Annotated in this window: 12 protein-coding genes; 8 read left to right on the plus strand and 4 right to left on the minus strand. The window is 45.7% G+C overall.

Features of this window, described 5'->3' with window-relative positions; all coding sequences use genetic code 11:
- Positions 1-2 precede the first annotated feature (2 nt).
- From AC3CIA_RS01725 to tldD, 5 genes are all read left to right on the plus strand, one after another.
- Positions 3-668: a Maf family protein gene (locus tag AC3CIA_RS01725; protein ID WP_488518431.1), complete on the plus strand. Its 666-nt coding sequence runs from the start codon at positions 3-5 to the stop codon at positions 666-668.
- Positions 669-688: 20 nt separating this feature from the next.
- Positions 689-2,158 carry a ribonuclease G gene (rng, locus tag AC3CIA_RS01730; RefSeq protein WP_004735923.1) on the plus strand — a complete coding sequence of 490 codons (1,470 nt, stop codon included), beginning with the start codon at positions 689-691 and terminating at the stop codon, positions 2,156-2,158.
- Between the two features lie 10 nt (positions 2,159-2,168).
- Positions 2,169-6,038, plus strand: a complete 3,870-nt coding sequence (locus AC3CIA_RS01735; RefSeq protein ID WP_488518432.1) for a YhdP family protein — start codon at positions 2,169-2,171, stop codon at positions 6,036-6,038.
- A 75-nt stretch (positions 6,039-6,113) separates the two neighbouring features.
- Complete coding sequence (locus tag AC3CIA_RS01740; RefSeq protein WP_171314869.1) at positions 6,114-6,926, plus strand: carbon-nitrogen hydrolase family protein; 813 nt, start codon at positions 6,114-6,116, stop codon at positions 6,924-6,926.
- A 19-nt stretch (positions 6,927-6,945) separates the two neighbouring features.
- Positions 6,946-8,391: a metalloprotease TldD gene (gene tldD, locus AC3CIA_RS01745; RefSeq protein WP_145564581.1), complete on the plus strand. Its 1,446-nt coding sequence runs from the start codon at positions 6,946-6,948 to the stop codon at positions 8,389-8,391.
- 137 nt (positions 8,392-8,528) lie between these two features.
- Here the strand turns inward: tldD and AC3CIA_RS01750 are convergent, their stop codons facing one another.
- Complete coding sequence (locus AC3CIA_RS01750; RefSeq protein ID WP_004735919.1) at positions 8,529-9,908, minus strand: PhoH family protein; 1,380 nt, start codon at positions 9,906-9,908, stop codon at positions 8,529-8,531.
- Positions 9,909-10,374: 466 nt separating this feature from the next.
- Here AC3CIA_RS01750 and rapA point away from each other — a divergent pair, with 466 nt between their 5' ends.
- Positions 10,375-13,284, plus strand: a complete 2,910-nt coding sequence (rapA, locus tag AC3CIA_RS01755; RefSeq protein ID WP_488518433.1) for an RNA polymerase-associated protein RapA — start codon at positions 10,375-10,377, stop codon at positions 13,282-13,284.
- 140 nt (positions 13,285-13,424) lie between these two features.
- Here rapA and AC3CIA_RS01760 read toward each other — a convergent pair whose 3' ends face one another.
- Positions 13,425-14,702 (minus strand): NRAMP family divalent metal transporter, encoded by a 1,278-nt coding sequence (locus AC3CIA_RS01760; RefSeq protein WP_488518866.1) that lies wholly within the window; start codon positions 14,700-14,702, stop codon positions 13,425-13,427.
- A gap of 158 nt (positions 14,703-14,860) precedes the next feature.
- Here AC3CIA_RS01760 and AC3CIA_RS01765 point away from each other — a divergent pair, with 158 nt between their 5' ends.
- The gene (locus AC3CIA_RS01765) at positions 14,861-15,595 is read left to right on the plus strand and encodes a pseudouridine synthase (RefSeq protein WP_488518434.1); all 735 of its coding nucleotides are present in this window, start codon (positions 14,861-14,863) and stop codon (positions 15,593-15,595) included.
- 40 nt (positions 15,596-15,635) lie between these two features.
- Positions 15,636-16,598 (plus strand): D-2-hydroxyacid dehydrogenase, encoded by a 963-nt coding sequence (locus AC3CIA_RS01770; protein ID WP_488518435.1) that lies wholly within the window; start codon positions 15,636-15,638, stop codon positions 16,596-16,598.
- 111 nt (positions 16,599-16,709) lie between these two features.
- On the opposite strand, the gene AC3CIA_RS01775 is transcribed toward AC3CIA_RS01770, so the two are convergent.
- Positions 16,710-17,147 (minus strand): universal stress protein, encoded by a 438-nt coding sequence (locus AC3CIA_RS01775; protein WP_004735912.1) that lies wholly within the window; start codon positions 17,145-17,147, stop codon positions 16,710-16,712.
- A gap of 104 nt (positions 17,148-17,251) precedes the next feature.
- Positions 17,252-19,831, minus strand: a complete 2,580-nt coding sequence (locus AC3CIA_RS01780; protein ID WP_065606654.1) for a TRAP transporter permease — start codon at positions 19,829-19,831, stop codon at positions 17,252-17,254.
- Positions 19,832-20,004 lie beyond the last annotated feature (173 nt).

Genomic DNA, 20,004 nt, shown 5'->3' on the forward strand with positions numbered 1-20,004 from the left:
CAATGGAAAAGAAGCATTTAGTTTTGGCATCCGGTTCACCACGCCGCAAAGAACTGCTATCTCAACTTGGTTATGAGTTTTCTGTCCTTGTAACTGATGTTGAAGAGTGTAAACACGCCCAAGAAACCGCCGAAGAGTACGTTAAGCGACTATCTTTAGATAAAGCCTTAGCTGCGTTGTCTTTATTGAAAGATAACCCTTCTGAAAAGCAGCATGTCGTTCCTAGTTCTGATAATGTAGTTTCTAGTGTTGATAATGTAGCTGTTGACTCTGATGCTATTTCTCTTGATTCTGAAACAGTCGTTCTTGGTTCTGACACAGTCGTCGTAAGCCAAGGGCAAGTGCTCGAGAAACCCACCGATTTTGCCGACTCTAAGCGCATGCTTACTCAGTTAGCAAATGAGCGTCACCAAGTGATGACGGCGGTTTCTGTGGTTTCAGAAAAAAAACAAAAAACAGAAATCATTATTACCGACGTATGGTTTAAACCCCTCAGTGAACAAGAAATAGAACAATACTGGCAAACAGGGGAGCCATGCGATAAAGCCGGTAGCTATGGGATCCAAGGTTTGGGTGGGCGCTTTGTTACCCGAATCGAAGGTAGTTATTACGCCGTTGTCGGCTTGCCTTTATATGAAACGGACCAGCTACTGCAAGAATTCTTATAATTACTAATCTGAGGTGCACCATGAGTGCTGAATTGTTGCTGAACGTGACCCCGAGTGAAACTCGCGTGGCCATGATTGAAGGGGGGGCTCTTCAAGAGATCCATGTCGAACGAGATGCTCGACGCGGTATCGTAGGAAATATTTACAAAGGACGTGTAAGCCGTGTTCTTCCGGGAATGCAGGCGGCTTTTGTGGATATAGGCCTTGAGAAAGCAGCTTTTCTACACGCCTCTGATATTGTTCCACACACTGAATGTGTCGCTGAAAACGAAAAGAAGCAATTTCAGGTTCGTGACATCTCTGAGCTTGTTCGCCAAGGACAAGACATTGTGGTTCAAGTCGTCAAAGATCCTCTTGGTACCAAAGGTGCCCGCTTAACGACTGATATTACTTTACCGTCTCGTTATTTGGTCTTTATGCCGGGCGCAAGCCATGTCGGTGTTTCTCAACGTATCGACAGTGAGTCTGAACGTAACCGCCTTAAAAAAGTGGTCTCTCGTTACTGTGACGAACACGGTGGCTTCATTATCCGTACTGCAGCTGAAGGCGCAGACTCGAATGAGTTGGCACAAGATGCGGCATTCTTGAAGCGATTATGGCTCAAAGTGTTAGAGCGCCGTGGTAAACATAAAGCTCGTACTCGTCTATACGGTGAACTTTGCCTAAGTCAGCGTATCTTACGTGACTTTGTGGGTACTGAGTTGAGCCGAATCCAGGTCGATTCGCGTTTAGAATATGAAAACCTAAAAGAATTTACTTCTGAGTACGTGCCAGAGCTGACTGAAAAGCTTGAGTTGTATGAAGGCGACAAGCCTATCTTTGATATGTACGATACCGAGAACGAAGTTCAACGCTCTTTGGATCGTAAAGTCGAATTGAAGTCTGGTGGGTATCTGATTATCGACCAAACGGAAGCGATGACGACCGTCGACATCAACACCGGTGCCTTTGTCGGTCGTCGTAATCTAGAAGAGACGATTTTCAACACCAACGTAGAAGCGACGCAAGCCATTGCTCGTCAGCTGCGTTTGCGTAACTTAGGTGGCATCATCATTATCGACTTTATCGATATGCTGTCTGAGGAACATCGTAAGCGAGTACTGACTTCTTTAGAGGCGGCGCTAGACAAAGATCGTGTGAAAACCAATATCAATGGCTTCACACAGCTTGGCTTGGTTGAGATGACGCGTAAACGTACTCGTGAAAGTATTGAGCATATTCTGTGTTCGAGTTGTCCTGCCTGTGAAGGGCGTGGCAGTGTGAAGACAGTTGAAACCGTTTGTTATGAAATCCTTCGAGAGATCACACGAGTGAATCGTGCGTATGACGCTGATAAGTTTGTGGTCTATGCGGCAGCTGCCGTTGCCGAAGCGCTAGAGGGCGATGAGTCACATGCGCTTGCGGAGCTTGAAGTGTTTATTGGTAAACAAGTTAAAATCCAAGCTGAGCCTCTGTACATACAAGAGCAGTTTGATGTTGTTATGATGTAATGGATATTTTGTGAGTTCAAGCGTTACTCTGATTCTTCGTGCATGTCTATGGTTAGTGGTTACTCTCTTAGTAACGCTAGCCATTGCTGTTACTACACTGCGTGTAGCCTTACCTAATTTAAATAAGTATCAATCTGAAATTGAGCTTTGGGTAAACCAACATTCCGGTTTTGAGTTTTCTATTCAAGATGTGGGCGGTTTTTGGCGCAACACTCACCCTTCGATTGCTCTACAAGGCGTTAAAGCTAGCCTCCCAAATGCAGAAGATGTGACCTTCTCTGTTGAGCGTGTTGAAGTCGAGTTTGACTTGATTCAATCGCTCGTTCAGATGCGTCCAGTTGTGGCCGATCTGGTCATGAATCAAATGTATCTTGATATTCGCTCAATTGATCTGTTTGCTGGAAACGGTACAGACGAACCTAAAGATCCCGGTTCTTCGAAGCGTGTGATGAAAGAGTTAGATAATTTACTATTGAAAACTTTGGTGGATGTGACCGCTAAAGACTCTTCACTTCTCTATCGCTCAGTTTCGGGCGAAGATCGTCAGCTTGATATCGACATTTTAAAATGGCAAAACACAGATAAACATCACCTTGCTGAAGGGGTTGTTAGCATTAAAGACGCTAATCTTAACTCGTTGTCAGTAAGTGCTAACTTTATCGATGGTGGCTCATTAACCGATGTAACCGGTGAGTTCTATGTGAGTGCAGATAACATCTCGGTTAAACCATGGCTAACCCGTTACATGCAGGCTGAGTCTGGTGTTGAAACCGGTACAGTGAGTTTGAATAGCTGGCTGACCTTGAGAAACAGCAAACCAGTGAGTGCGTATGTTGAGGTGTTACCTTCTGAATTGACTTGGAACGAAGACGGCCAACATGATCTGATGATTGAGTCAGGGGTGTTTAAACTGTCTCCACTCGCTGAAGGTTGGCAAGTAAATGGGCACTCTCTTAACCTAAGAACCGACGATAGACCATGGTCTGAACTTGATGTTGCCTTCAAGTGGAATAGCGGTCCTTGGGAGCTCAATGTTTCTGAACTCGATATCGAAACTCTGACGCCGTTGATTAAGTTGCTGCCTGATTCTGAGCAATCAACCAACATGATTAACGTACTGGCGCCGGGCGGTTCCGTTTCTGATATCCGTGTTTCCATGGGTTCAGGGATCGATAGCCTACGTTACTCGGCGAATTTTTCTGATCTCGCCATTGAGCAATGGGAGTTGGTTCCGGGCTTTAGCCAAGTTTCAGGCAGTGTGTTTGGCTCTGCATCGGAAGCTAAAGCCAGTCTGCATGTGATTGATGATGTGTTTCCTTATGGTGACGTCTTTCAAGCGCCTTTGAATATCAAACAAGGTCAGGTTGATATTGTTTGGCAGCAAGATGAAAACGGTTGGAAGCTTTGGTCCGATAAAATCACGGCAGCCACGCCAGATTTACAAGTCCTAGGCGCATTTCGCTTGGACTTTCCAAAGGATGCTAGCCCATTCTTATCGTTCTACGGCGAAGCTGATGCTTACAATGTCGGCGAAACATGGCGTTATTTACCTACATTGGCACTTGGACAAGATCTCACCGACTACCTTTCTACTGCGATTCAAGCGGGTAAAGCGGATACCGTAAAACTGTTGTGGCATGGCGATTTGTCTCAGTATCCATACACCAACCACGATGGCATTTTCCAAGTTTGGGTTGGCTTAGAGGACGCTAAGTTCAGTTTTGATACCGCATGGCCATTGATTACCGATCTTCAACTTGATCTGTTGTTTGAAAATGATGCGATGCATCTTGATTCTCGTTCCGCTCAATTGATGGATGTGACGGCAGACCGAATCACAGGACGCATTCCTTATTTAGGGGAAGGCGGCCATATTGAAATTGAAGCTAAAGCGACGGCGTCAGGTAATGCGGTTCGTGATTACATGACGGCTTCACCGTTGGTTGATTCTGTGGGTGCTGCCCTAACGGCGCTGCAAGTGAGTGGTGATGTATCGTCTGAATTCCAACTTAATATTCCTTTTGATTCCGAAAAAGAGCCAAGAGCGTGGGGTTATGCTGATCTCAAAGATAACCATGTAAAGATTGAAGCGCCGCCAATGGTGCTTGAAAATACCACTGGGCGTATTGAATTTGATAATGATGTGATTACGGCCAACGGTCTCGCTGCCGATTTATTAAAGCAAGGTATTTCCGTTGATTTTAAAGGGCTCAACGATGGGCCTGGATATGCCGTTGATATCGATGTATTGGGCGATTGGGACGTTAAGCCTCTAGAGCCTTATGTTGGTGAGCAGTGGTTGAGCCGCTTGTCAGGTCATGCGCAATGGCAAAGCCAGATTGATATTCAACTTAATGACATCGGGTTTACTTACCAATTAGATTTACAGTCAGATCTTAAATACTTGGCGAGTGATTACCCGTATCCATTGGCGAAAAAATCACTAGAAAGTGGTTCTGCAAGGCTTCAAGCCTCGGGCAACCAAGAGTCGATTACCGCGCGTCTGCAACTGCCGAACACTAAATACCAAGCTGAAATTGATATTACAGGCGATGTTCCTGAGTTAACGGCGACTAACTTAGTGCTCGGTCGTGGTGGCTATAAAATTAGCCCTGTCGTTGGCCATCATGCATTAATTCGTACCGACAAATTTAATGCCGATGATTGGTTATCGGTTGTTATGGAACCAGTAAAGCCGTCAACAGCCGTGCTTAGCCAGATGAACACGCCAACCATTCCAGCGCCAAGCCGTATTACCTTTGAGAGTAAAGAGCTGATCTTAGGCGGTATTTCTTGGAATGATGTCGATTTTAGCGCTCGTAAGAACAAACAGGCGTGGCAGATGGAAGTGTCTAGCCAAGAGATCGAAGGGGATATTAATTATCTGCCTCCATACGATTTAACGGTTTCGCTGGATCGCCTACATTTGTTCGTTCCTGAGTGGAGTGACAAGAAAAACCAAGAACAACTACTGCAACGAAAAGAGCAAGAAGCCCCATTGATCTCTAAGCTAGATAGAGAGATCTATGATGCGATGCCTAATCTGAAGTTAACGCTGAACGATTTTTGGTTACAAGGCTATAAGGTCGGTACCGTCGATGTTGAGTTAACTAGACAAGGCGACCGGCTTGAGTGGAACAAGATTCAAGTTCGAAGCGGGAGTAATAAAGCCGACGTGAGTGGCTGGTGGGCACTGAATGGTGACAAGAGTCATTCATCGCTAACCGTTGATATTGAAGGTGAAAATAATAGCGAGCTCATGGAGCGTTTCGGCATTACATCCGGAATTCAAAAAGCGCCATTCGAGTTAGAAGGTCAACTGAACTGGGATGGTTCGCCTTGGGGGATCAAAATGGATACCCTTGATGGCAACGTTAAAACCAAGTTTGGTAAAGGTATCATCTCGGATGTCAGTGGTGCGGCTCGATTACTTGGTCTATTTAGCCTAGATTCGATTATCCGTAAGATGCAGCTCGATTTCTCTGATGTGTTTGATAAAGGCATGGCATTCAATAGCATCACAGGAACCGGCAAGATTCAAAATGGCATATTCCTGACGAACGATCTGAATATGGATGCGGTCGCAGGTGAGATGAAGATCAAAGGAATCGCTAACCTCAACACGCGCTTGGTCGATGCTGAGGTGAACTTTACTCCAGATATTACCTCGGGTATTCCAGTATTAACGGCCTTTGCGGTAACGCCTCAAACGGCGCTGTATGTATTGGCGGTGACTACGGTTATATCGCCGGTGGTTGAAGTCTTTACTCAAGTGAATTATTCGGTAAAAGGCCCATTGGATTCACCTACGGTGAGTGAGCTTTCTCGTAGTTCTGGCGAGTTCCAGTTACCCGAAAAATTGAGAAAATTAGCAGAGTAGTTGTTAACAAGCCAGTCGGTTAATATACGGTCAAATGCCGATTTCTGAATCATAATGAATAGAGGAGCGAGACACATGGATAGTGTTGGGTTGATTCAAATGACATCTGGCCCTAGCCCTGAATTGAACCTTGCTTACCTTGCTCAAGAAGTAGCAAAGTGCAAAGCGTTAGGGGCTAAGTGGGTTGTTTGCCCTGAAAACACGTTAGTTTTTGGTAGCAAAGCCGATTATCACCAGTATGCAGAGCCCTTAAATGATGGCCCATTACAGAAGAAACTGTCTGAGTTAGCTACGCTTCATCGAATCTGGATTATTGTCGGTAGCATGCCGATAAGTACGATTAAAGGCGTGACTACTACAACATTGGTGATTGATGATTTTGGCAGCTTAGTGGCTCATTACGACAAGCTACATATGTTTGATGTTGATGTGGCCGATGCGCATAAGTGTTATCGAGAGTCCGATATTTTCACTCCGGGTGACCGAGTTGTGACGACAGAAACGCCTTTTGGTCGCTTAGGTTTGAGTATTTGTTATGATGTGCGCTTTCCACACTTGTATTCAGAGTTACGCAAGCAAGGTGCACAAATCATAGTGATACCAGCAGCGTTTACGGCAGTAACAGGTCAAGCGCATTGGGAAGCCTTATTAAGGTGCCGTGCCATCGAAACACAATCGTGGATTGTAGCGGTAGGGCAAGGTGGCAAACATCCTTGCCAAAGAGAAACATGGGGACACTCAATGGTGGTTGATCCATGGGGACGAGTGGTCGCACAATTAGACCAAGAGCCTAAAAGTATGGTGGTTGAGATAGACACATCCAGTTGTGAGTCAATTAGGCAAAATATGCCAATAGCGCAACATTCTCGATTCACCAATCAATTTTAATTACAAACAAGAGCCATTTATGAGCATTAATCAAATTGAAGAAGCGCTACTGAACCCAACAGGGCTGACGGAGCAAAATATCGCAGATACATTGGCGAGCATTGCTACCCGCCAAATTGATTATGCTGATATCTACTTTCAGTCAAGCTGGCACGAGTCATTAGTGCTAGAAGACAGCATTATTAAAGACGGCTCTTTCAATATCGATTGTGGTGTTGGTGTACGAGCAGTCTCTGGTGAAAAAACCGGTTTTGCTTACTCTGACCAAATCCAATTAGAGGGTCTGAAGCAAAGTGCGATTGCTGCTCGTGGTATCGCGAAGCAAGGCCAAAACGGCAAGGTTCACGCTTTCAAACGCAATTCGAACCAAGCTTACTATGACGCTGTTAATCCGCTAGCAAGCTGGGAAAAACAACAAAAAACAGAATTACTAAAAGCGCTTGATGCTTACATTCGTACCAAAGAGCCTATGGTCACTGAAGTATCAGTGAGTTTAAGCGGTGTGCATGAGCAGATGCTTGTTGCTGCTACTGACGGCACTTTCGCGGGTGATATTCGTCCGCTTGTTCGTTTGTCTATCAGCGTACTGGCACAAAAAGGCGATCGTCGTGAGCGCGGCAGTGCTGGCGGTGGCGGTCGTTTTGGTTACGACTTCTTCCTAAGCGATGCTAATGGCTCTCAGGTTGCTTACCAATTTGCTGATGAAGCAATCCGCCAAGCGTTAGTTAACCTTGAAGCTGTTGCGGCGCCTGCTGGTGCAATGCCTGTCGTTCTCGGTTCGGGTTGGCCGGGCGTTCTTCTGCATGAAGCGGTAGGCCACGGTTTAGAAGGTGACTTCAACCGTAAAGAGTCTTCAGTATTTTCTGGCAAAGTGGGCGAGCAAGTCACATCAAGCCTATGTACGATTGTTGATGACGGTACATTAACGGATCTGCGTGGTTCATTGAACGTCGATGATGAAGGCGTTAATGGTCAGTACAACACACTAATCGAAAACGGCATCCTAAAAGGTTACATGCAAGATAAGCTTAATGCTCGTCTAATGGGTGTAGCGCCTACAGGTAATGGTCGTCGTGAGTCTTACGCGCACCTTCCTATGCCGCGCATGACAAACACTTACATGCTGCCGGGTGAACATACTCCTGAAGAGATTATCTCAACGGTTGAAAGAGGCATCTACGCGCCAAACTTCGGTGGCGGTCAGGTTGATATTACTTCTGGTAAGTTTGTGTTCTCCGCTTCTGAAGCGTACATGATTGAAAACGGCAAAATCACTCACCCAGTGAAGGGTGCAACGCTAATCGGTTCGGGTATCGAAGCGATGCAGCAAGTGTCTATGGTGGGTAACGACCTTAGCCTTGACCGTGGTGTTGGTGTGTGTGGTAAAGCCGGCCAAAGCGTACCAGTCGGTGTTGGTCAACCAACATTGAAACTAGACTCGTTAACGGTTGGTGGTACTGAGTAATTCAGGCTAACCCCGTTTGATTAGAGTTTTAGTTTCTTAGAAGCTAGAAGCTAGAAGCTAAAAGCGCCTCCAATGTGAGGCGCTTTTCTGTTTTTGGGCTTTTTTGTTTCTGGAACGCTATTTACTAAACCGAACAGTTACATATTTTCTTCAGCAAACTCGGCCAGTCGGCTTCGTACCACACCATTGAGGTGAATATTGGCACTGCCTTCGAAGTCTTTAAAACGCTCGACCATGTAGGTTAAGCCTGAAGTTACAGGGGTTAAGTAGGATGAATCTATCTGAGCTAGGTTTCCTGAACAGACGATCTTGGTGCCTTCACCACAACGGGTGATGATGGTTTTGATTTGTGAAGCGGTGAGGTTTTGACACTCATCCAAAAGGACAAAGGCATTTTGGATTGAGCGACCACGCATGAAGTTAATCGATTTGAACTGGATATTGGCTTTGTCACAGATGTACTTCATTGACCCTTCGGTGCAGTGATCGTTCTTGTGCAGAGCTTCCAGTGTATCGGTCACCGCCGCTAACCAAGGCAGCATTTTTTCTTCCTCAGTGCCGGGAAGGAAACCAATCGACTCACCGATATCGGGCGTGTTTCGGGTTACGATGATCTTATCGAATTGTTTACGCTCTATGGTTTGTTCAAGTGCGGCAGCCATGGCTAACAGTGTTTTACCACTACCTGCTGCGCCCGTTAGAATCACCAGATCGATATCAGGGTCGAGCAGTGCATCAATCGCCATCCCTTGATAGACATTCTTAGGTGTAATGTCCCATGTCTTGCGGTTCATTAACCTTTCTCGACTGAGATCTCTGAGCGTAATGCGTTCGGCCTCAATCTCTTCTACACGACCAGCAAAGTCACTTTCTTCGTCAATCACATATTGATTGAGGAAGGTTGGATCGAAAGGTGCTCTCGCTAGGGTGTGCAGCGTTTTTCCGCCTAAACTTCTACTCTCGACGTTATCGACGCCATCCCAGAATGAGCCTTCGAGTTGTTGAAAGCCTTTAGTGAGGTATTGGATGTCATCAATCAATTGGTCGGTTTGATAGTCTTCAACAAAGCGGACCCCAGCGCCTTTGGCTCGTAAGCGCATGTTGATGTCTTTAGTGATAAGAACCACTTCGCGTGGCGCGCGTTTGTTTTGAAGGTAAAGAACTGCATTGAGGATTCGGTTATCGCCTGCCTTGTCATCGGCGAAGGCTTTGATGCTTTCTTGAAGTTCGTAGTCAGCGAGTATGGAAATACTGCCAGATGCGTTTATGTCTTTAGAAAAAGGAATGCCTTCCGATATTTGGTCTGGTGTGGCTTCCCTGAACAAGTCTTCGAGCGTTCGAATCGCAATTCTCGCATCTCGAGCAACGTCTCTTTTACTGTCTTTGATTCTGTCGAGTTCTTCTAGCACGGTCATGGGGATAACGACATCGTGCTCTTGGAAAGAAAATATAGCGAAGGGTTCGTGAAGTAGGATATTAGTGTCTAAAACAAATAGCTTCCGGTTGGTCTCGCCCATAGCATCTCCTTGCCGACGTGCGGCTTGCCTTGCATTCATTGAACGTAGATAAAGCTCATATAAAGATTAGTATCTCATTCCGGTGATAGTCAACTACTCACCTAAACTTCATCTAGAGAAATATCGCCATATCGTTGTGAATGAATATGGTGTATTCGTTTGAGAGCAGCAATCTGCTACCTATAGATTACCCATGATTTTTTGACAGTTTGATTGCACTGGCGAAAACAGAAAAAAAGTATGAAATCATCTCCTTTAGGCGTGACCTAAATCACAGCATCGAGTAAGATTAGCGACCTTTTTCTGCACCATTTTCTCGAGATATTTATTATTAAGAGCGCACTTAAAAAGTGGCTGCAAACTAGGCATCTTTAGCTATATTTTTAGTTCAAGCGCGATAACGCTCTTGTTTAAAACTGCAGTTAACATGACCAAATTCCAACTATAAGATTGAGGTAGTCGATTCATGACATTTGCTTTGGGGCAACGCTGGATAAGCGATACGGAGAGCGATTTAGGTTTAGGTACCGTTGTAGCAATGGATGCTCGAACAGTGACAGTAATGTTTGCAGCATCAGAAGAGAATCGTGTCTATGCACGCACTGATGCTCCCGTAACCCGAGTAACGTTTAATGTTGGCGATGTCATCGAATGCCAAGAAGGTTGGTCTCTATCTGTCGAAGAAGTTATCGAAGATAAAGGGCTACTGACTTATTTGGGCACTCGTGAAGACACTCAAGAGACAGAGATGACTCTGCGTGAAATATTCTTAAGCAACCAGATCCGTTTTAACAAACCACAAGATAAGCTGTACGCAGGTCAAATCGACCGTATGGATAACTTTGTGCTTCGTTACCGCGCGCTAAGCAATCAATACCAACAACATAAGAGCCCGATGCGTGGCTTGTGTGGTATGCGCGCTGGTTTGATTCCTCATCAGTTGTACATTGCTCATGAAGTAGGTCGTCGTCACGCACCTCGCGTTTTACTGGCTGATGAAGTGGGTCTAGGTAAAACCATTGAAGCAGGCATGATCATTCACCAACAGGTGTTGTCTGGCCGTGCTGAACGCATTCTGATTGTGGTACCTGAAACTCTGCAACACCAATGGTTAGTAGAGATGATGCGCCGTTTCAACCTGCACTTCTCTATCTTTGACGAAGAGCGTTGTATTGAAGCCTTCGCGGAGTCAGATAACCCATTTGATACACAGCAATATGTTCTGTGTTCTTTGGATTTCCTACGCAAGAGCCGTAAGCGCTACGAGCAAGCACTTGAAGGTGAGTGGGATTTGTTGGTTGTCGATGAAGCGCACCACCTTGAGTGGAGCCAAGACAAACCGAGCCGCGAATACCAAGTGGTTGAAGGATTAGCGGAAAATACTTCTGGCGTACTGCTACTGACAGCAACCCCTGAACAGCTGGGTCGTGAGAGTCACTTTGCACGTCTGCGTCTGCTTGATCCTGATCGCTTCTACGATTACGAAGCATTCGTGGAAGAAGAAGACCAATACGCCCCTGTTGCTGATGCAGTAACGGCATTGTTCTCTGGCGTGAAGCTTGAAAACAGCGCGAAGAATCAGATCACTGAGCTTCTATCTGAACAAGATGTTGAGCCTCTATTCCGCGTTATCGAGGGCGATAGCAGCGAAGAAGAGCAAGCGTTAGCTCGCCAAGAACTGATTGATAATCTTATGGATCGCCATGGTACAGGTCGTGTTCTTTTCAGAAACACACGTGCTGCAATCAAAGGCTTCCCTAAGCGCAATGTAAACTTACTGCCGATGGATATTCCAACGCAGTACACAACCTCTATGCGTGTATCAGGCATGATCGGTGGCAAAATGGCTCCCGAAGCTCGTGCGATGAAGATGCTGTACCCAGAAGAGATCTTCCAAGAGTTTGAAGGTGAAGATTCAAGCTGGTGGCAGTTCGATTCACGTGTTAACTGGTTGATTGAAAAGATCCAAGATAAGCGCAGCGAAAAGATCCTAGTGATCGCCTCTCGTGCGAGTACTGCTCTTCAATTAGAGCAAGCACTACGTGAGCGTGAAGGTGTGCGTGCAACCGTATTCCACGAAGGCATGTCGATTTTAGAGCGTGATAAAGCGGCGGCTTACTTTGCTCAAGAAGAGGGTGGCGCTCAGGTTCTTATCTGTAGCGAAATCGGCTCTGAAGGTCGTAACTTCCAGTTTGCTAACCAGTTAGTGATGTTCGATTTGCCATTCAACCCAGACTTGCTTGAGCAACGTATTGGTCGTTTGGACCGTATCGGTCAGCTGCGTGATATCGACATTCACGTTCCTTACCTAAAAGGCACATCGCAAGCGATTCTAGCGCGTTGGTTCGATGAAGGTCTGAACGCATTTGCAGAGACGTGCCCTACAGGTCGCACAGTTTACGATAAGTATTCTGATGTACTGATCGAAATGCTGGCATCTGGTAATACCGAGCAGCTTGATGAAGTGATTGAAGAATCAGCGAAGCTAAACCAAAGCCTGAAATCGGATCTAGAAAAAGGCCGAGATCGCCTACTAGAAATGCACTCAAATGGCGGCGAAAAAGCGCATGAGATTGCAGAAAAGATCTCGTCGACTGACGGTGATACTAATCTAGTGTCTTTTGCACTGAGTCTGTTCGATACCATTGGTTTGAACCAAGACGATAAGGGTGAAAATGCGCTAGTTGTAACGCCATCTGAGCACATGATGGTTCCAAGCTACCCAGGCCTACCTTATGAAGGTGCAACCATCACGTTTGATCGTGAAACTGCGCTGTCTCGTGAAGACATGAACTTCATTAGTTGGGAACACCCAATGATTCAGGGCGGTATTGATCTGCTATTGAGCGAAGGTGTGGGTGCGTCTGCGGTATCGCTATTGAAAAACAAAGCGTTACCTGTTGGTACTATCCTGCTTGAGCTGGTTTACCTTGTTGATGCACAAGCGCCAAAGCGCAGCGGTATCAGCCAGTTCTTACCTAAGACGCCAATTCGCTTGATGATGGATGGTCGTGGTAACGACTTATCAGCTCAGGTTGAGTTTGACAGCTTTAACCGTCAACTAAGTCCTGTAAACCGTCATTTAGCGAGCAAGCTCGTGAATTCGGTACAAGGTGAGATTCATAAGCTTATCGAAGCGGGTGAGGCGCATGTACTGCCGAAGGTTGAAGAAGTTCGTCAGCAAGCCCAGAAAGATATGCAAACCAACTTGAACGGTGAGCTAGAGCGTCTACAAGCGCTTAAAGCGGTGAACCCTAACATTCGTGATGAAGAGCTAGAAGTTATCGAAGCTCAAATCAATGAACTGACGGGTTACATCAGTAAAGCTCAGGTTCAGCTGGATTCGTTACGCTTGATTGTGGTTTCTCACAACTAAGCCAAGAACTCGAATATCGCTAGCTTTACGCTTTAACGAAATAAGGCCTTCATCACGAAGGCCTTATTTGTATCTGTAGCTTGGTTAACCGTTTGGTTAATAGTTCGTTTAAGAGTTTGGCTAATAATTTGGATCGCTGATTACATCAACCATTTCCACCAAACGAACAGAGCTAAGAAGCCAAACAAGTAAGTGAGACCAGCTATCGATAACCATTTCAGTTTGTTACCAATCGCAAGCGCTTTAGGTAGCTCTGCTTTGCTCACCAAAATGAAATTCAGTAACGCGAAGAAGGGGGTCGTGATAAAGGCGAGTACCATCGCAAAATCGAGCATTGGCATCAGTGCTGCACTGAAGAACATCACAATCGCCAATGCCGCGATAGAAACAATGATAATCCAGCCTTGCAGCATTCTTGGGCTCGATTCTTTTTTCAATAACAGGCGCTGTGATTCGGCAAGCACACGTGAATAGCCATCGATAACGGTAATGGTACTGCCAAAAATACAGAAGAAGGCGATAAGTGCGATTAATGGACGAGACCAGTCGCCAATTGTCGAGGCGTAGATGCCGACTAATTGATGAGTGAAGCCAACACCTGAGCGAGACAGTTCAACACCTGAGCCGTGAAGTACTAGGGCGCCTAACGCGACAAATACCAGCGCCAGTAATGCCGTACCAATGTAGCCTACGTTGAAATCAAACAATGCTGATTGAGCGGTCACTTCTTGTTTCTCTTTTTGGCTTTTTAACCACATTGAGGTGATGCTTGATATCTCGATAGGCGCAGGCATCCAACCCATGGTTACCACGATAAAGCCAATAGCAGCCAATGACCAAGGCGACGGTGGAACAAATGCAGCATCAGGTTCGACTGGAGAGCCAATAGCAATAGCCACAGCAGCTAGAGTGGTGATGGTCAGGATCGCCATGATCGCTTTAGATAGCGTATCAAGAGCTCGATAGTGACCCGCAAATAGAATGACCAAACACGTTGCTAAAACAATCATGCAAAGTGTACTGGTGGCTAAATCGAAAGGGATAAAGTAGCTGAGTAAGCTTGCGCTGAATAACAGTAAGGCTGCGGTATTCACAACCGCGGAAATTGCACTCAAAATAGAAAAGATCACAAGGTATGGGCGGCCTAGGTTAGAGTAACCTTCCACCAAGCTTTGACCCGTTCCTAGTGTGTATTGGATACCGGCTCTGAAGAATGGGTACTTAAATATGTTTACGAGGATAATAAGCGCGGCTAGCTGCCAACCATAAATCGCACCAGCCTTGGTTGAGGCGACTAAGTGAGAGCCACCTACGGCTGCTGCGGCCATCATAATGCCTGGGCCAAGAGACTTAATTAAACTTGATAGGGGAGCTGAAGTTGGTGTTTTTGTGCTGGTGGTTTTAACCGTACTTTCCATCATTTTTCCTTTGATGCTGACTTCTTGTTATCCGTTACCCTATCAATACCATGTTTTGTAAGGTCGTCAACTTTTATGTACGGAAATGTTGAAAATTGTATTTATTAATAAACGAATCAACCGTAAATTATTTATTAACCAGTAATTAAGAGGCTTTAATGGCGTTAGAACAGTACACACCACCGTGTGAGCCGTGGATTGATATTGTTTATCAAGATGACGATATTCTTGTGGTGAACAAGCCTGCAGGCCTGCTTTCGGTGCCAGGGAGATTGCCAGAGCATTACGACAGTATGTGGAGTCGGTTGGTTGTCGAATTTGCGGATATTCAGGTGGTGCATCGACTGGACATGTCGACATCGGGCTTGATGCTGCTCGCTAAACACAAACAAGCTGAGCGTCATTTGAAGAAGCAGTTTCAATATCGACTGACACACAAACTCTATTACGCGCGAGTATGGGGTTCAGTAGAAGAAGCAGAAGGTTTGATTGATCTGCCACTCATTTGTGATTGGCTAAATCGACCAAGACAAAAGGTGTGCTTCGAGGATGGTAAGTCATCACAGACTCGCTATGTGGTGGAGCGACAAGAGGCTCAAACGGCATTGTTGAAGTTGCTGCCGATCACTGGCCGCTCTCATCAGTTACGTGTTCACTGCATGGAACTAGGGAATCCAATCGTTGGCGACGAGTTTTATGCAACGCCAGATGCGTTTAACTATAGTGATAGGTTAGCTCTGCACGCGTGTGAACTGAGCTTTTATCATCCGGCTAATAATCAGCTTTTCAAAGCCTTTGTTCCGTGTGAATTTTATCCTCAAGCATCACCGCAAATTGAACAGCACTTTGAAATTGCGCCAGAGCTTCCAGACTACAACAAGCTAAAAGCTTAGAATGGTTAAATCAATACCAATACCAATACAAGGACGTACAATGCCGAAGTTGAAAGTGGTCTTTCTCGACAGAGCCACCATCCCATCTCAAATTCATTTAAAACCTATCAGCTTTGAACATCAGTGGGTTGAGTATGATTTTACTTCGCCGGAGCAAGTGTCTGAACGAATTGAAGGCGCTGATGTGGTTATTACCAATAAGGTGGTGCTCAACGAATCGAATTTAGCTCAAGCACAACAGCTTAAGCTAATAGCCGTTTCAGCAACGGGTGTGAATAATGTCGATGTTGGCTACTGTAAGAGTAACAATATCGCAGTGACAAACGTGCAAGGTTACGCGACTCAATCGGTACCTGAGCATGTTATCGCGATGCTATTTGCGTTAAAGCGTAATCTCGTTGGTTACCATCAAGACATCGAAGCCGGCGAGTGGCAAAAGGATCAACAATTCTGCTTCTTTACTCATCCGATTCAAGATGTTGCAGGCAGTACATTAGGCTTAATCGGTAGTGGTGGCTTAGGACGAGCAACGGCGGCATTGGCTAAAGCGATTGGTATGAATGTTATCTTTGCTGAGCGTAAAGGGGCTGACTCTTGTCGAGAAGGGTATCTACCTTTTGATACAGTGTTACAACAAGCAGATGCAATCAGCTTACATTGCCCATTGACCAAAGCGACTCGAGACCTGATCTCAGAGCGGGAGCTAACCATGATGAAACCAAATGCGGTGTTAATTAATGCTGGCCGTGGTGGACTCGTGGATGAACAAGCCTTAGTTGAAGCTTTGAAAAATCAAGAGATTGCGGGCGCGGGTATGGATGTGTTCACACAAGAACCGGCTGACAACTCGAATCCATTACTGGCTAACAGTCATTTGCCAAATTTACTGTTAACGCCACATGTGGCGTGGGGCAGTGATAGCTCAATTCAAAAGCTGTCTGATATCTTAATCGATAACATTGATGCCTTTGCTTCAGGTAAGCCGCAGAATCTCGTCAGTTAATTCACAGTAAGCGGTTATATGCTCAGCTTCAGACATAAAAAAGGTTGGCTTTGAGCCAACCTTTTTAGATGTTTTGTCTGTAGTTCGACTTAGCTTATCTGCCAGAAGCCATTAGCCTTGAGGTTTGATGACCAATACATTGATTGGTGAATTCTGTACGACTTTACTCGCCACTGAACCCAGTACCACTTTGTCGATTTTCGAGCGCTTATGACTAGGCATCACAATCAGGTCTGCCCCAAGCTTTTCTGCGTAATCTAGAATCGTTGTGTAGGTTTTACCTTCTGCAACGTGAACCTTATAAACCACTTCATCGTCGATGTACTTGTCTGCAAACTCTTTCAGCTGATTTTTCACATCGAGCTTCATTTGGTTTGCTGCATCTTTCGGGAAGTAAGACGCAACCATCGACATGTGAATGCCCGGCAATACGTTCAAGATGTGGATTTCAGCATTACTGTGCTTTGCGTGCCATACCGCTAATTCAACAGCTTTGTCAGAAAAGCCTTTGTCGTTAAGATCAACAGGAACAAGGATTTGTTTATACATGTGTTTTTCTCTTTTTTATCAGCGCTTAGTATTGACCAAGCGCTGTGATTATCCTTTCCATGTAATAAAGCCAAATAGAGTTGAGCACTACTTGGCTCTATCCATTACGCGCTAATCTCATCCTTACGAGCACGCCTTCTTTGGTTCATCGCTAAGCCAATTAGAATCAGTAGGGATGGTAAGAATACCCACTCTTTCATTGGTCTTTCTGCGTCTTGGATAACTGATTTAATTTCCCAATCAAAGTCAATGCCAGCCGCTTCTGCTGGGCTACCGAACTCAACCATGTCGACAATCATCTTGCCTTCAGATTTCGTCAGCATTAAGCCCATTGAAGCAATGCGGTCTTCACTTGTTGTCGCAGAATCTTCAAATGGAAGGCGAACCGTCTTCTCAGAATAGTCACCTTCTAAGTTTTCGCCACCCACTCTTAACTCAAGAGATTGTCCCACAGATAGACCTTCTGTGATTTGAGCGATCTCAACTCCAGGTGAAAGAACTTTCTCTGGATAAATCATGTCCCACCAGAAGCCAGGGCGGAAGAAAGAGAAAGTTAGAACCAATAATAGGATCGTTTCCCACCATTTGTTCTTGGTAAACCACCAACCTTGCGTTGCAGCGGCAAAGATAAGTACCGCAGTTACAGAAGAGAAAATAGTGAGGAATAGATGCCACCAAGAATCAATGCCCATCAACAGTAGTTGGGTATTGAAGATGAACATGAATGGCAAGATCGCGGTCCGAATATCATAGGTAAAGCCTTGAATACCAGTACGGATCGGGTCTGATTTTGCAATCGCGGCGGCCGCAAAGGCTGCCAAGCCAACCGGAGGTGTATCATCGGCTAAGATACCGAAGTAGAACACGAATAAGTGAACTGCAATCAGAGGGATGATCAGGCCATGCGCCGCGCCTAAGGTAACAATTACCGGAGCCATCAGCGTTGATACAACGATGTAGTTTGCCGTTGTTGGTAAGCCCATACCTAAGATTAAGCTGATTACCGCAGTGAATAGCAGCATAAGAATGATGCTACCGCCTGAGATAAACTCAACGAAGTCCGTCATTACCAAGCCGATACCCGTCAGAGTCACCACGCCTACAACCGTACCTGCTGCAGCTGTTGCTACACCGATACCGATCATGTTTCGCGCGCCTGAAACCAAGCTCTCTAATAGGTCAACGAAACCTGCTTTAGTTTGCTCTGCAAGATCGTCCGATTTGTTCATCAGAGTCATCAAAGGACGCTGTGTGATCAAAATAAAGATCATGAATACTGTTGCCCAGAAGGCAGAAAGACCTGGAGAGAATCGCTCTACAGTCAGACACCAAACAAGCACCACGATAGGCAGTAGGAAGTGCAGGCCAGATTTAATGGTTGGGCCTGGATCGGGTACTTCTGTTAGCTCGGCATCGATGTCCATGCCACCTTCAGCGGCATATTTTGCTGATACTCGAACCAAGGCTACATAAGCGATCAATAGAGCAACGGTAACAATAGGTGTCGCTGCATCGCCAAACACATCTTTCGTCCAGCCGACACCGTAGTAAACCGCCGCACTGATGACACATAGTCCAAGAATGGTACCAGTGAAAGACAGTAGGCTTTGTACGATAGTTGGTGTGTGGCGACGAGGTAGGCCAGTCATACCTGCTTTACATGCTTCTAAGTGAACAATGTAAATCAGGGCGATGTAAGAGATAAGAGCAGGCAATAGCGCCGCTTTAATCACTTCTACATACGAGATACCCACATATTCAACCATCAAGAATGCAGCAGCACCCATGATTGGTGGAGTTAATTGACCATTGGTTGAAGCGGCAACTTCTACAGCACCGGCTTTTTCACCTGAGAATCCGACTCTTTTCATGAGAGGGATCGTGAAAGTACCCGTGGTTACCACGTTAGCGATAGATGAACCAGACACAAGACCGGATAGGCCAGATGCAACAACGGCTGCTTTCGCTGGGCCGCCTTTCATGTGGCCAAGTAAAGAGAACGCAACCTTGATGAAGTAAGCACCTGCGCCTGCGCGTTCTAGCATTGCACCAAACAGTACAAACAAGAATACGAATGACGTAGAGACGCCAAGAGCAACACCGAATACACCTTCAGTTGTTAGCCACAGATGCGACATTGCCTTGTTCAGGCTTGCACCTTTATGGGCGATAACGTCTGGCATGTGTGGACCGCCAAAGGTGTAAAGTAGGAATACTGCAGCCACAACCATAAGAGGTGGACCTAAAGCGCGTCGTGTTGCTTCAAGCAGTAGAACCATACCAAATACAGCAGCAACAATATCGAATGTTGTTGGTGCGCCTGAACGTTCAGCGAGTTGAGTATAGAAAATATAGATATACGAAGCTGAAAAGCTACCAACCAGCGCTAATATCCAATCGACCGCAGGAATTCTATCCCGAGGTGAATTTTTCATGGCTGGGTAAGCGGTAAAGGCTAGGAAGATGGCAAACGTAAGATGAATTGCTCGAGCTTCAGTGTCGTTTAAAATTGCGAAGTTAAAAATGAACGGCAGCGGAGATGCATACCAAAGTTGGAACAGTGACCAACATAGAGGCACAAACCATAAAATACGGCCTTGGATACCGCGAGGGCTACGCGCACCAGTGTCTGATTGTGCCACCATTTCTTGCACATCTGGAGACGGTGATGTTGTCTGCGTCATGTACTTTATCCTTATTATTGATGGTCTGCCTTTCTTACGAACAACGAGACGTTATTTATTTCCTATCTAGTGTAGCGAATGGATAGGGAAATGCGTTTTTTGTTCGTCTCTGTCTTAGGCTTGATACGAAGGTAAGTTCGCCAAATTGGAGAAACTTAAAGGTTTGTCTCTTT

The organism is Vibrio sp. QJM3NY_27 (genome assembly GCF_057785955.1).

What these genes read in the sequence shown, in the direction of transcription:
- AC3CIA_RS01725 (WP_488518431.1), top strand. Translation starts at nt 3, where the DNA reads ATGGAAAAGAAGCATTTAGTTTTGGCATCCGGTTCACCACGCCGCAAA.
- rng (WP_004735923.1), top strand. Translation starts at nt 689, where the DNA reads ATGAGTGCTGAATTGTTGCTGAACGTGACCCCGAGTGAAACTCGCGTG.
- AC3CIA_RS01740 (WP_171314869.1), top strand. Translation starts at nt 6,114, where the DNA reads ATGGATAGTGTTGGGTTGATTCAAATGACATCTGGCCCTAGCCCTGAA.
- tldD (WP_145564581.1), top strand. Translation starts at nt 6,946, where the DNA reads ATGAGCATTAATCAAATTGAAGAAGCGCTACTGAACCCAACAGGGCTG.
- AC3CIA_RS01750 (WP_004735919.1), bottom strand. Translation starts at nt 9,908, where the DNA reads ATGGGCGAGACCAACCGGAAGCTATTTGTTTTAGACACTAATATCCTA.
- rapA (WP_488518433.1), top strand. Translation starts at nt 10,375, where the DNA reads ATGACATTTGCTTTGGGGCAACGCTGGATAAGCGATACGGAGAGCGAT.
- AC3CIA_RS01760 (WP_488518866.1), bottom strand. Translation starts at nt 14,702, where the DNA reads ATGGAAAGTACGGTTAAAACCACCAGCACAAAAACACCAACTTCAGCT.
- AC3CIA_RS01765 (WP_488518434.1), top strand. Translation starts at nt 14,861, where the DNA reads ATGGCGTTAGAACAGTACACACCACCGTGTGAGCCGTGGATTGATATT.
- AC3CIA_RS01770 (WP_488518435.1), top strand. Translation starts at nt 15,636, where the DNA reads ATGCCGAAGTTGAAAGTGGTCTTTCTCGACAGAGCCACCATCCCATCT.
- AC3CIA_RS01775 (WP_004735912.1), bottom strand. Translation starts at nt 17,147, where the DNA reads ATGTATAAACAAATCCTTGTTCCTGTTGATCTTAACGACAAAGGCTTT.
- AC3CIA_RS01780 (WP_065606654.1), bottom strand. Translation starts at nt 19,831, where the DNA reads ATGACGCAGACAACATCACCGTCTCCAGATGTGCAAGAAATGGTGGCA.